We start from the raw sequence: 13,434 nt of genomic DNA on the forward strand, positions 1-13,434 counted from the left end.
GATGCAAGAACACGATCTCTCCTTCGTCCGTGCCGAGATGGTGGCCAACCAGTCGCCGCCCGTCTCCGACCACGGGCCTGTTTCATGGTTGCGCAAAAATCTCTTTGCCAATGTGACGGACTCGATTTTCACAGTTCTGGGCATTGCCCTCATCGTGATGATCGTGCCGCCGATCATCCAGTGGGCGTTCATCAATGCTCAATGGACGGGAACGGACCGTTCCGTCTGTGCCACGGTTGTACAGGGCGGCACGCAGCCGGAAGGCTGGTCGGGGGCCTGTTGGGCTTTCGTGGACGCGAAATTCCAGCAATTCATGTTCGGGCGCTACCCGATCGATGAACGCTGGCGTGTTTATCTGACCGGCTTCCTGTTCGTTGCGCTGCTCACGCCGCTGCTGATCCCCAGCGTTCCGCGCAAGGGGTTGAACGCGATCCTTCTCTTCGTTGTTTTCCCGATAGTGGGTTTCTTCCTGCTTTCGGGTGGCGTGTTCGGACTTCGACCGGTGCCGACCCCGCTATGGGGCGGCCTGCTGGTGACGCTGGTGCTTGCCTATGTGGGCATCGCGGTCTCATTCCCGCTTGGCATACTTTTGGCGCTTGGCCGCCGATCGCAGATGCCGGTGGTGAAGCTGGTCTGCGTCGTCTTCATCGAGACCATTCGTGGTGTGCCGCTGATCACCATCCTGTTCATGGCCAGTGTGATGCTGCCGCTTTTCCTGCCGCCGGGCACCTCGTTCGACAAGCTTCTGCGGGCGCTGGTGGGCGTGGCGCTCTTTGCCTCAGCCTATATGGCCGAGGTGATCCGCGGCGGTCTCCAGGCGATTCCCAAAGGGCAGTATGAGGGGGCGGATGCGCTGGGGCTGAGCTTCTGGAAGAAGATGAACCTTATCGTTCTTCCTCAGGCGATCAAGCTGGTCATTCCCGGCATCGTCAACACCTTCATCGGTCTCTTCAAGGATACGAGCCTCGTCTACATCATCGGCATGTTCGACCTTCTGGGAGCTGTGCGGCAAAACTTTGCGGACGCCAACTGGGCATCGCCTCAGACACCGATCACCGGCCTGGTGTTCGCTGGCTTTGTGTTCTGGCTGTTCTGCTTCGGCATGTCGCGCTATTCAATCTTCATGGAACGCCGGCTCGACACCGGCCACAAACGCTAGGCCGAGAGCCAAGGGGAAACAAAAATGGCAAAGGAAAACGCCGTCCGGGCCGAAGAGCTCCACGCCGACCGCAGCAAGATGCAGGTCTCCGACACCGATGTCGCGATCGACATCGTTGACATGCACAAATGGTATGGTGACTTCCATGTGTTGAAAGACATCAATCTGAGGGTGATGCGCGGCGAGCGCATTGTGGTGTGCGGGCCTTCCGGTTCGGGCAAATCCACCATGATCCGGTGCATCAACCGGCTGGAGGAACATCAGAAGGGCAAGATCGTCGTCGACGGCATCGAACTGACCAACGATCTGAAAAAGATCGACGAGGTGCGGCGCGAGGTTGGAATGGTGTTCCAGCACTTCAATCTCTTTCCACATCTGACCATTCTGGAAAACTGCACGCTTGCCCCTATCTGGGTGCGCAAGACGCCCAAGAAGGAAGCCGAGGCGACGGCCATGCATTTCCTGGAGCGGGTGAAGATCCCCGAGCAGGCGAACAAGTATCCCGGCCAGCTTTCGGGCGGTCAGCAGCAACGCGTGGCGATTGCCCGCGCGCTGTGCATGAACCCGCGCATCATGCTCTTCGACGAGCCGACCTCGGCTCTCGATCCCGAAATGATCAAGGAGGTGCTCGACACCATGGTTGATCTTGCGGAAGAAGGGATGACCATGATCTGCGTGACCCACGAAATGGGCTTCGCCAGACAGGTGGCCAATCGTGTGATCTTCATGGATCAGGGCCAGATCGTGGAGCAGAACACACCGGAAGCCTTCTTCGACAACCCGCAGCACGAACGCACCAAGCTGTTCCTGTCGCAGATCCTGCATTGATCACGCAGCAAGGATCGAAACATCAACGCCGCGTCTCACGGGAGGCGCGGCGATTTTCGTTTTTGACACGGGGCGCGGTGGTGCGGGCTGTTCAGAAGTGCTCCGGTGCTTCTGCGTCAAAACCGTAAAGCCAGTCGAAATCTGCCATGAGGGCCTCGTCGCTGCGCCCCCGCAGAACCATGTCGCGCGCAAGAGCGATCGGGCCGCGCGCATGCCAAACAAAGCGATTGAAGGCCCCGCGTCGGGCAACACGGACCACCCGGGGCTTGCGGGCCGCTTCATAGGCGGCAAGGGCGTGGACGGGATTGTCTGGAGTGCGGGCCAGAAGTCTGGCGAGCAAGACCGCATCCTCAATGGCCATGGCAGCACCCTGAGCAGCGAAGGGAGGGACCGCATGGGCCGCATCGCCGATGAGCGCCAGTCCCCTTGGACTGGTCCACGCGTCTGCAGGGTTGACCTCATGCACCGGCCAGACCGTCCATCGAGCTCCCTCTGCTTCTGCCAGCCGGCCAAGGGAGGGATTGGCCCGGGCAAGAACCTTCTTCAATGGCGTATCATCGGCGTCCTGCGCCCAGGCATCGAGCGGGACTTCGCCCGGCAGGATGGCGACCAGATTGATCGCGCGCCCCTTGCTGATCGGGTAGGCGACGAGGTGAAACGCCGGATCCAGGAAGGCTGTCACCCGGTCGGCGGCAAGAGCATCGCCCAAAGCCGTCTTTGCGGCGGTCACTGGCAGCGTAGCACGCCAGGCAACGTACCCGGTGAAACGGCTGCGCACAGAGGAGCGGACCAGTCGTCGGGAATGCGACCACACCCCGTCAGCGGAGATCAGAAGCGGAGTACAGATATCCTCAACGGTCTCGTCCCGCCGAATGTGCAGCCGTGCACCGCCATTTTTTGAGAACTCTGTTTTTTCGACAAAGGCTCCGGTGACAACCTCAATCAACGCTTCGCTGCGCGCGCGTTCAAGCAGCGCGCTTTGCAGATCAGCGCGGTGTGTCACCAGATAGGGCGCGTTCCAGCGTGCTTCACCGGCATCTCCCAGGGGCACAGAGGCGAGGGGGGAGAGGTTGCGAGCGTTAATCAACGCTACCGCCTGCGGGCGCACGGCTCGCTCCCCAAGGACATCAATCACCCCCAGGCGCCCCAGAAGGCGTGTCGCATTGGGAGAAAGCTGAAGCCCTGCGCCGACCTCGGTAAGTTCTGGCGCGCGCTCGTAGAGCCGCACCGACAACCCATGCTGTGCCATGGCGAGCGCAATCGTCAGCCCGGCAATGCCTGCGCCGACAATAATGGCTGCGGGGTCTTCGGTCATCAGCCGGTCAGCTGCTCAGGCGGCTTCCCCGAACTGGCAACCTTCCGGCTTGGTTTCGGCCGGGTTCAGAGCCGGATTGTAGCGGTAAAGCGTCGAGCAATAAGGGCATACGCGTTCATTCTCGTCGCCCATGTCGATGAAGACATGCGGATGATCGAAGGGCGGGTTTGCGCCGACGCACATGAATTCCTTCACGCCGATTTCGATTGCTTCGTGTCCGCTGGTGTTCTGGAAATGGGGAATGGCTGATCCGGCCATCATCGTCTCCGGCTTGGAATGCGTTGGAACTTGCCTGCGTTTGTAGCATAAACTCCATCTTTGCAAGCCTATGATATGAAACTGTCGCAAAACCATGTCACCAGATAGCCTGGCGGCAGACAAGTCGTGGCATATGTTGGGAAAAGGCGCGAGCAAGTTATGAACGAACTGAAGCCAGTCCGAAACGAGTTCTCTTTGGAGACGGGTCCCGCGGGGGAAATCGCCGGCGCAAGCCCGGACCGTTTCGTCAATCGCGAATTTTCGTGGCTTCAGTTCAATCGGCGTGTTCTGGACGAGGCGCAGAACGAAAGCCACCCGCTTCTGGAACGTCTGCGATTTCTGTCCATTTCAGCCGATAATCTGGACGAGTTTTTCATGGTCCGTGTTGCCGGGCTGGCCGGTCAGGTGCGCGAGCAAATTGCAACACGAAGCGCCGACGGCCGCACACCGGAAGAACAGCTTGAGCATGTTCTGCGCGAGGTGGCGCGGCTACAGATCGACCAGCATGACAGCCTCAATGCGCTTCTGATGCATCTGGGCAGGGAAGGCATCGAGCTCGTTCGTGCCGACGCCTTGAATCAATCTGACATGAAATGGCTGGAAGACCATTTCATGGAAGCGATTTTTCCGGTTCTGACCCCGCTTTCCATCGACCCGGCGCATCCGTTTCCCTTCATTCCCAATCTCGGCTTTTCCATCGCGCTCGAGCTGCAGCATGAGGGTGAACTGGAACCGATGACGGCGCTTCTGCGCCTGCCCGTGGCGCTCAAGCGCTTCATCCAGTTGCCCGACCTCAGCGGCACAGTCCGTTTCATCACGCTGGAAGACGTCGTCAGCCTCTTCATCAGCAAGCTCTTCCCGCGCTACCAGGTGATCGGCTCCGGCACGTTCCGGATCATTCGCGACAGCGATATCGAGGTGGAAGAGGAGGCCGAGGACCTGGTACGCCTTTTCGAATCGGCCCTTAAGCGTCGCCGCCGCGGCTCGGTGATCCGCATCGAGTTCGACAATGAGATCCCCGAGGGCCTAAGGGATTTTGTCGCAAGCGAGTTGGGTGTCGCCGAAAACCGCATCACCGTTTTGGAACGGCCTCTCGCCATCAACCAGATTTCCGAGATCGTGAAAGTGCCGCGCGAGGACCTTCTGTTCCAGCCTTACAACCCGCGCTTTCCCGAACGCATCCGCGAGCATAATGGCGACTGTTTCGCAGCGATCCGCGAGAAGGACCTTATCGTCCATCACCCGTATGAATCCTTCGATGTGGTGGTGCAGTTTCTGCGCCAGGCCTCGATGGACCCGGAAGTGGTGGCGATCAAACAGACGCTTTATCGCACCTCGAATGACAGCCCGATCGTGCGGGCCCTGATCGAGGCGTCCGAGGCGGGCAAGTCGGTGACAGCCCTGGTGGAATTGAAGGCACGGTTTGACGAGGAAGCCAACATCCGTTGGGCGCGTGATCTGGAGCGGGCGGGCGTGCAGGTGGTGTTCGGCTTCATCGAATTGAAGACGCATGCGAAAATGTCTCTCGTGGTGCGCCGCGAGGAAGGCAAGCTGCGCAATTATTGCCACCTGGGAACGGGCAACTACCATCCGATCACGGCACGGATCTACACCGATCTGTCCTACTTCACGGATGATCCGGAGATCGCGCGCGACGTGGCGCAGGTGTTCAACTTCATTACCGGTTATGCCGAGCCCGACGGTGAAATGCGCATTGCCGTATCGCCGTTTTCGCTGCGCAACAGGCTGCTCGACCATATCCGCGCGGAGATCGATCATGTGAAGGCGGGGCGACCGGGCCAGATCTGGTTGAAGATGAATTCCCTGGTCGATCCGTTGGTCATCGATGCGCTCTATGAGGCAGGGCAGGCCGGGGTCGAGATCGATCTGGTGGTGCGCGGCATCTGTTGCCTGCGTCCGCAGGTGCCGGGGCTTTCCGAACGCATTCGGGTGAAGTCCATCGTTGGCCGCTTCCTTGAACACAGCCGGATCTACTGTTTCGGCAACGGCCATGGTTTGCCGTCCGACGAGGCGGTGGTTTACATTTCGTCCGCCGACATCATGCCACGCAACCTCGACAGGCGCGTGGAAACCATGGTGCCGATCACCAACCCCACCGTGCATGAGCAGGTTCTCGGCCAGATTATGCTCGGAAACATCATGGACAACCAGCAGAGCTTTGAAGTATTGCCGGACGGTACCTCTCGGCGCATTATGCCCGACGAGGGAGAAGAACCGTTCAACGCTCAGGAATATTTTATGACAAATCCGAGCCTATCCGGTCGCGGCAATGCCTTGAAGTCTCATGCGCCAAAGCGGATCGCCGCTTTCAAGAAGCGCAAGAAGGTGGATGCCGAAGCCGTTTCATCAACGGACTAGCGGACACATCTTTTGGGCATAGCTGAATCTCAAGGCCGGCTACAGGACCGGCGTCCCGTTTCGGTCATCGATATCGGGTCAAACTCGATTCGCCTCGTGATCTACGAGGGGGTCGCGCGCTCTCCGAGCGTGTTGTTCAACGAAAAAATGCTGGCTGGTCTCGGCAAAAGCATCGTCACGACCGGCGAGCTCGACCCCGAAGGCGTGACCCGCGCGGTGGAGGAATTCCGACGCTTCCGAGCGCTGTCCGAGCAGGCGGGGGCAGAATCGCTCCATGTGCTGGCGACCGCCGCGGCGCGAGAGGCGAAAAACGGTCCGGATTTCATTCATCGGGCAGAAGACATTCTGGGCACGAACATTCGCGTGCTTTCCGGCCGCGAGGAGGCGAAATACTCCGCCTTCGGCATCATGTCCGGTTTTCACAAGCCGAACGGCATTGTCGGCGACCTTGGCGGCGGCAGCCTCGAACTTGTTGAGGTCGATGGCTACGATATGGGAGACGGCATCACCCTGCCGCTCGGAGGCTTGCGGCTCAAGGAGATGGCGAAAAACTCGGTCGCAAGGGCAGGACGCATCGCCCGCGACGAATTGGCCCGCGCCCCGTGGATGAACGATGGCGCCGGGCGCCCCTTCTACTGTGTGGGCGGCACATGGCGAAATCTCGGCCGTCTGCATATGCTGGAAACCGGTTACCCTCTCGAGGTCATGCACCACTATGAGATGGACATCGAGCAGTCGCTGGATTTCCTGAAACGCGTCGCCGGCGGCGTCGATCGCTTTGCCGGAATCAGTCACATTTCGAAGAATCGCCGTACCTTGTTGCCATATGGTGCTGCGGTGCTGCAGGAAATCATCAAGGCCTCCAACCCGTCCAAGATCATTTTCTCGGCGCTAGGGGTGCGGGAAGGCTATCTCTACTCTTTGCTGGAGGAGGAGGATCGCAGGCGCGATCCGCTGCTTTCGGCTGCGCAGGAGCTCGCGGTTCTGCGCGCGCGCTCCGTAACCCATGCGCGCGAACTGGCTGAGTGGAGCGGGCCTGCCCTGAAGGCGCTCGGTATCGAGGAAACCGAGGAGGAGGCGCGCTATCGCCAGGCAGCGTGCCTTCTGGCCGATATCGGCTGGCGGGCGCATCCCGAATATCGCGGCACCCAGTCACTCAACATCATTGCCCATGGTTCCTTCATCGGCATCGATCATCCGGGCCGCGCCTTCATCGCACTGGCAAACCTGTTTCGCCATGAAGGGCTCTTCAATGATGCCCTTTCGCCACAGATGCGCCAACTGGCAACGCCACGCTATGTGGAGCGTGCGCGCATTCTGGGGGGGCTTCTGAGGGTTGTCTATCTGTTGACCGCGTCGATGCCGGGCATCATTCCCAAGCTCACCTGGGAGAAACGCGACGATGGCACGACGGTGTTGTTGATCCCCAGATCGCACGAAGCGCTCATGGGGGAGAGACCGGTTGGACGCATGGCGCATCTGGCAAAAGTGACCGGGCTGAAACTTGCGCTGGACGTGGCAAAGGAATAGCGCAGCGTCCCCGATACCGGTCGTCTTCTCCCCGCGCATGCAGAAGCCAGGGGACTGGGAGAAGCGAGGGGCTGGGAGCGATAGGGCCGGGAGCAACAAGTCCCTGCCATCACGCAGCAGCGCCATCACGCAGCGGCGAAGCGGCTACTCCGCTGCTTCGCTGCGGGCTTCCGCGGGTTCGAATATCTCGATCTTCCGGTTGTTGAACCGAAGTGCGAGCCTGCCCTCCACGAGCTTCAAGGCCTCCTTGCCGAAAACCTCGCGTCGCCACCCGGACATGGCAGGCACATCGGCATCCGCGCCGTCGGCTGCAATGCGGTCGATGTCATCGCTGGAGGCAAGCATCTTCGGCGCCACGCCCTGTTTGTCGGCCACCAGCTTCAAGAGCACTTTCAGCAGTTCGGCCGCCGCGGCAGCGCCCTCGGGGGCCTGGGGCGGTCTGGGCAAGCGAGGCAAATCCTCTTTTGGCAGTGTCATGGCCTTGGCGACGGCGCCAAGAAGCCCGTTGGCCGCACCCGAGCGCTCCCAACCTTTGGGAATGGTGCGCAACCGCCCCAGCGCTTCGCTGTCGCGGGGATGCTGCTGTGCCACCTCGTAGATCGCGTCGTCCTTGATGACACGCCCGCGCGGCACATTGCGCTCGCGCGCCTCACGCTCGCGCCAGGCGGCGACATGCTGGAGGATTGCGAAATCGATCGGCTTCTTGACGCGGAGCTTGAGCCGTTTCCAGGCATCGTCTGGATGCGGATCGTAGGTCTCGCGTGCCGTCAGAACCGCCATCTCCTCGTTAAGCCAATGCGCGCGTCCTTCGCGCTCCAGCTCGGTCTTGAGATGCTGATAGACATCAATGAGATGCGTCACGTCTGCGAGCGCATAGCTTAGCTGCTTGTCGGAGAGAGGACGGCGGCGCCAGTCGGTGAAACGCGATGACTTGTCGATGCGAGCGCCGGTGATCCTTGCGACGAGCTGATCGTACGAGACGCTATCTCCGAAACCGCACACGGAGGCCGCCACCTGCGTGTCGAAAAGAGGACTGGGGATCAGTTTCCCAAGATTGTAGACAATCTCAACATCCTGACGCGCCGCATGGAACACTTTGACAATGTTCTCATTGGCCATGAGCGCGAAGAATGGCTTGAGGTCTATGCCATCGGCCAGCGGGTCGATGAGAGCGGTTACACCCGGTGCCGCCATCTGGATCAGACAGAGCTCCGGCCAGAAGGTCGATTCCCGGATGAATTCGGTGTCGACAGTGACGAAATTGGAGTTTTCGAAGGCGTGAATCGCCGCTTCGAGGTCTTTTTGCTTCGTGATCAGATCCATTCTGCTTCTTTAGGTCATGCTGGCGAAAAAGGAAAGAAACCGCTTGGCGAGATTAGAGGTCGTCACCGGATCGATGATTGCGGCTGCGCCGTGCCATCCGGACGAAAACCGGTGATGTCCGCAACAGCGCGGCGAAGCGCCGCCGCCTTGCAGCCGGAACGGATGGACGGACGCTCATCCGGTAGAAGGTCACGCCGATCAGCACCGCATAGACAATGGAGGTGTAGGAGAAAAGCGCGTGTGGACCAAAACGCTGCATCAGCAGCGAAGCCAGCAGAGGCCCGACCATGGCCCCAAGTGAATAAAAGAACAGAAGGCCGGCGGCCAGCTGCACGAACTGATCCTTCTGGGCATGGTCGTTGGCGTGGGCGACCGACAAAGAGTAGAGCGACATCGCAAATGCGCCGAACAGAAACACGAGCAGCATGTTGGCCTGAGGGCTGTCGCCGGCAAACCAGACGATGATCAAAGCGGAGACAAGCGCACCGATGGTGGTGCCGAGAAGAACGACGCGGCGATCATGGCGGTCGGACAATGCTCCAAGCGGATACTGCATCACCGCTCCACCGACAATGCCGGCGCTCATGAAGGTGGCGATCTCGGACACGCTGAGGCCGATGGATTGGCCGTAGATCGGTCCGACAATGCGGAAGGCGCTGTTGGTGAGGCCAACAGCGAAACAACCGAAGGCGGCCAGAGGCGAGATTCGCCAGACGGCTGCGAGGTCGAGGCGCAATTCGGCCGGCGGGCGTGGGTTGGAACGATCGGCCATGGAGACGGGCACCAGCGACAGGGTGATCATCATCGCCATGACCGCAAAGGTGACAAACCCTTCGATGCCGAGTGCGGGCAGCATGTATTGCGAGCCGGTGACGGCAGCAATGTCGATAATGCGGTAGACGGCCAAAACACGGGCGCGGTTGGTGTTCTGCGCAGCCGAGTTGAGCCAGCTTTCGATCGTTGTGAAAAGGCTTGAAAAGCAGATGCCGGAGAGAAAACGCACCGCGATCCAGGAAAGCGGGTCCACAAACAGGACGAGCAGAAGCGCGCCGGCGGCCCCGAGTGCCGCGAGAGCTGCAAAAGCGCGGATATGGCCGACCGCACGCAGAAGGCGCGGTACGTAAAGACAGCCGATCAGGAAACCGGCAAAATACGCACTGCCCATGAGACCGATCGTGGTTTCGGAAAAGCCCTCCGCCGCGCCGCGTAGCGCGATAAGCGTCCCCTGAAGCCCGTTGCCGGCCAAAAGGATGCCAGCGGCAATGAGAAGCGGGATCAGCGGGCGAAGGCTGGACATGGTGGGAGGCCCGTGCTGGGAGGCGCGGCAGGTCGCACCGTTCAACAATGAGCTATAGGATGCCCTGTACCAATTCTCTTGGGCCAGCAGGGCGTGGCGATGATTCCAGTTCTCTGACCGGAAGCCCGATACAGCCGCGTGCGGCCCGACACCTTGACAAATCGCACCTCCCATGCGCTTTTCGCGCCGACCTTCCGGGAGGGTTTCGACCTCTCTCGAGTACGAATTCCAAGACACGGATGATATGACCATGCATCGCTATCGCAGCCATTCCTGCGCCGAACTCAGAAAATCCGATGTGGGCGCGAATGTGCGTCTGTCCGGCTGGGTGCATCGCGTGCGCGATCATGGCGGGCTTCTTTTCATCGATCTGCGCGATCATCATGGCGTGACACAGATCGTGGCTGATCCCGACTCTCCGTCGTTCAAGACCGCCGAGGGCGTGCGTGGTGAGTGGGTGATCCGTGTCGATGGCGAGGTGAAGGCGCGTACCGACGAAACGATCAACAAGAACCTGCCCACGGGCGAGGTGGAGATTTTCGCCCGCGAGATCGAAGTGCTGTCCGAGGCGAAGGAGCTTCCGCTGCCGGTGTTTGGCGAGCCCGACTATCCTGAGGACATCCGCCTCAAATACCGTTTCCTCGATCTGCGCCGCGACACGCTGCACAAGAACATCGTCCAGCGCACGAAAATCATCGCCGAAATGCGCCGTGCCATGGGTGAGGCGGGTTTTGCCGAATATTCGACGCCGATCCTCACGGCTTCTTCGCCTGAAGGCGCGCGCGACTTCCTCGTGCCATCGCGTCTTCATGAGGGCAAATTCTACGCATTGCCGCAGGCACCACAGATCTACAAGCAGCTGATCATGGTCTCGGGCTTCGACCGCTATTTCCAGATCGCACCCTGCTTCCGCGACGAGGATCCGCGCGCCGACCGCCTGCCGGGTGAATTCTATCAGCTTGATGTGGAAATGAGCTTCGTCGAGCAGGAAGACGTGTTCCAGACCATGGAACCCGTCATGCGCGGCATTTTCGAAACGTTCGCCAATGGCAAGCCGGTGACGGATGTCTTCCCGCGCATTCCCTATGACGAGGCGATGCGCAAATATGGGTCCGACAAGCCGGATCTCAGAAACCCGATCGAAATGGAAGATGTCTCAGAGCATTTCCGTGGCTCGGGCTTCAAGGTTTTCGCCAACATTCTCGCCAATGACGAGAAGGCGGAAGTCTGGGCCATTCCTGCAAAGACAGGCGGCTCCAGAGCATTTTGTGACCGCATGAACTCATGGGCGCAGGGCGAGGGGCAGCCGGGGCTTGGCTATATCTTCTGGCGGAAGGAAGGCGAGGGGCTGGAGGGGGCCGGTCCCATCGCCAAGAACATTGGACCGGAGCGCACGGAAGCGATCCGCACACAGCTTGGTCTGGACGACGGCGATGCCTGTTTCTTTGCCGCTGGTGACCCGAAGAAATTCGCTGCTTTTGCCGGTGCTGCCCGTACGCGGGCGGGCGAAGAGCTCGATCTCGTTGACCGGGATCAGTTCAAGCTCGCCTGGATCGTCGACTTCCCCTTCTACGAGTGGAACGAGGACGAGAAGAAGATCGATTTCGGCCATAACCCCTTCACCATGCCGCAGGGCGGTCTGGAAGGGCTTGAGGGCGAGGATCCGCTGGCGCTCAAGGCTTACCAGTACGACCTCGTCTGCAACGGCTTCGAAATCGCGTCGGGCGGCATCCGCAACCATCTGCCCGAGGTCATGGTCAAGGCGTTCGAGAAGGTCGGCTTCACACAGCAGGATGTGGAAGAGCGTTTCGGCGGTCTCTACCGCGCATTCCAGTATGGGGCACCGCCCCATGGTGGCATGGCAGCCGGCATCGACCGCATTGTCATGCTGCTTCTTGGCGCGAAGAACCTGCGCGAGATCACCATGTTCCCGATGAACCAGCAGGCGCAGGACCTTCTGATGGGCGCGCCTTCGGAAGCCAGCGCCGCACAGCTGCGTGAATTGAATATCCGGCTGGCGCCGGTGAAGAAGGATTGATTGCGCGAACAGCGCTTGGAAAAGTGAAAGGGTTGCGGGCCTGGCAAGGCCCGCAACCCTTTTTTCTATCTACTCATTCGCTGTGATGGAAAGTCCCACCTGCCTGGCCAGAGCCTCAGGGGAGCCCATCGCAGTGCCCATCAGAACAGCAAACGGAATGCCTTCTTCCGGCGCAACGCTGATTGTGATGTTGCGGGGGTCGTCGAGATAGTTGGTTATTGCCTTGGCGAGGCTCTGCGTGAGGTCGGGACCAAGATACTGACCGGCCATGAGGGGTACGATGGCCTTGGCCTGGTTGGCCACATCTTCCGGCTTCACGCCTTGTTGATCCGCAGCATAGGCCAGCACCTTTCCGGTGAGTGAGGCGTCTGAAAAGCGGATCGATGCGCCATGCAGGCTGAGCTGCTGCATGAGACCGAGCATTGCAAGACCCTGCGCCTGCTTCTGCTGTTCCGTGCCGCTCTCCATCTGCTTTTGCATGTCCTGTAACGTGCGGATGAATTCCGGAGTGTAACCGCTGATGTCCGCCGAAATCGCCAGGGTCCCGGCATTCTCGACCTTCACGTCATAGCGGGTAATCTTCATGCGGCCGTCGGTCAGAGCCCAGCTACCGGCCATGTCGACGCTGCCGGAAACCTCCTCATATCCATATTCGTCCAGCTTGCTCCGCGCATTGCTGTTGTCGGCAAGCGTTGCGACATCCAGCCAGAAATTCTCGACGGCCCCAACGAATGTCATCGTCTCGGCGCCGTCACCAAGCGTGGTATTGGCACGCAGCGATTCAAGCGTAAAAAGGGGCGTTTCGTCTTTGCCCACTCGCGCGCTGTCGAGAGCGAACTGGCGATACTGCATGAGGCCGCCATAGGGCGGGTTATCGCCCTCTTTCGGCAGGATGAGACCTTCTATGGACAGGCCGCTCAATGAAATATCGAGGCCGTCTTCCGACTGTTCAAAACTGTCGATCGCGATCCGGCCGATCTCATAGATGTCATCGGTCTCGCTAACGTCTTCCAGAAGGAAATCGCCCAGCTCCACCTTGGTCTCGACGTCCAGCAGGCCCAGGGATGCATTCTCGAGAACGATCGAATCGCCATCCTGTCGAACACCACTCCATTCGGCCGTCAGCCCCTGATCGCCGAGCAGTGTCTTGTAGCGGGCTGCAACCTCTTCCGCCTCCCAGGCCCAGGCGGACTGCAGCGCCGTCGCCGAAAGAAAGGCAGCGAGCGAAAGAGACTTCAGCTTGGTCATGTGGCTGAGCATGGGAATTTCCTTGAAATTGCGTAAGGTAACGGTCATCCAACGAGTTC

Annotated in this window: 10 protein-coding genes; 5 read left to right on the forward strand and 5 right to left on the reverse strand. The window is 60.0% G+C overall.

Annotation, left to right across the window (positions count from 1 at the left end):
* Position 1: 1 nt before the first annotated feature.
* On the forward strand, positions 2-1,159 hold the full coding sequence (locus tag KW403_RS15635; protein ID WP_223020359.1) for an amino acid ABC transporter permease: 1,158 nt from the start codon (positions 2-4) through the stop codon (positions 1,157-1,159).
* A gap of 24 nt (positions 1,160-1,183) precedes the next feature.
* Positions 1,184-1,987 carry an amino acid ABC transporter ATP-binding protein gene (locus tag KW403_RS15640; protein ID WP_281425605.1) on the forward strand — a complete coding sequence of 268 codons (804 nt, stop codon included), beginning with the start codon at positions 1,184-1,186 and terminating at the stop codon, positions 1,985-1,987.
* A gap of 91 nt (positions 1,988-2,078) precedes the next feature.
* Here the strand turns inward: KW403_RS15640 and KW403_RS15645 are convergent, their stop codons facing one another.
* Together KW403_RS15645 and KW403_RS15650 are read right to left on the reverse strand one after the other, a co-directional pair.
* A complete protein-coding gene (locus KW403_RS15645) occupies positions 2,079-3,302 on the reverse strand; it encodes an FAD-dependent monooxygenase (protein ID WP_223020360.1) in 1,224 nt (407 codons plus the stop codon).
* Between the two features lie 15 nt (positions 3,303-3,317).
* On the reverse strand, positions 3,318-3,560 hold the full coding sequence (locus KW403_RS15650; protein WP_223020361.1) for a zinc-finger domain-containing protein: 243 nt from the start codon (positions 3,558-3,560) through the stop codon (positions 3,318-3,320).
* A 159-nt stretch (positions 3,561-3,719) separates the two neighbouring features.
* Here KW403_RS15650 and KW403_RS15655 point away from each other — a divergent pair, with 159 nt between their 5' ends.
* Positions 3,720-5,939: an RNA degradosome polyphosphate kinase gene (locus KW403_RS15655; protein ID WP_223020362.1), complete on the forward strand. Its 2,220-nt coding sequence runs from the start codon at positions 3,720-3,722 to the stop codon at positions 5,937-5,939.
* A gap of 12 nt (positions 5,940-5,951) precedes the next feature.
* On the forward strand, positions 5,952-7,469 hold the full coding sequence (gene ppx / locus KW403_RS15660; RefSeq protein WP_223020363.1) for an exopolyphosphatase: 1,518 nt from the start codon (positions 5,952-5,954) through the stop codon (positions 7,467-7,469).
* 144 nt (positions 7,470-7,613) lie between these two features.
* Here ppx and rnd read toward each other — a convergent pair whose 3' ends face one another.
* Positions 7,614-8,792, reverse strand: coding sequence for a ribonuclease D (gene rnd, locus KW403_RS15665; protein ID WP_223020364.1), 1,179 nt, complete (start codon positions 8,790-8,792; stop codon positions 7,614-7,616).
* A gap of 52 nt (positions 8,793-8,844) precedes the next feature.
* Entirely contained in the window at positions 8,845-10,089 is a 1,245-nt protein-coding gene (locus KW403_RS15670; protein ID WP_223020365.1) for an MFS transporter, read from the reverse strand.
* A 250-nt stretch (positions 10,090-10,339) separates the two neighbouring features.
* Here KW403_RS15670 and aspS point away from each other — a divergent pair, with 250 nt between their 5' ends.
* Positions 10,340-12,127 carry an aspartate--tRNA ligase gene (gene aspS, locus KW403_RS15675; RefSeq protein WP_223022602.1) on the forward strand — a complete coding sequence of 596 codons (1,788 nt, stop codon included), beginning with the start codon at positions 10,340-10,342 and terminating at the stop codon, positions 12,125-12,127.
* 69 nt (positions 12,128-12,196) lie between these two features.
* On the opposite strand, the gene KW403_RS15680 is transcribed toward aspS, so the two are convergent.
* Positions 12,197-13,423: a PLC family EF-hand domain-containing protein gene (locus tag KW403_RS15680; RefSeq protein WP_246637813.1), complete on the reverse strand. Its 1,227-nt coding sequence runs from the start codon at positions 13,421-13,423 to the stop codon at positions 12,197-12,199.
* Between the last annotated feature and the right edge of the window lie 11 nt (positions 13,424-13,434).

The sequence above is a fragment of the Nitratireductor kimnyeongensis genome (assembly GCF_019891395.1).
GTDB lineage: Bacteria > Pseudomonadota > Alphaproteobacteria > Rhizobiales > Rhizobiaceae > Nitratireductor > Nitratireductor kimnyeongensis.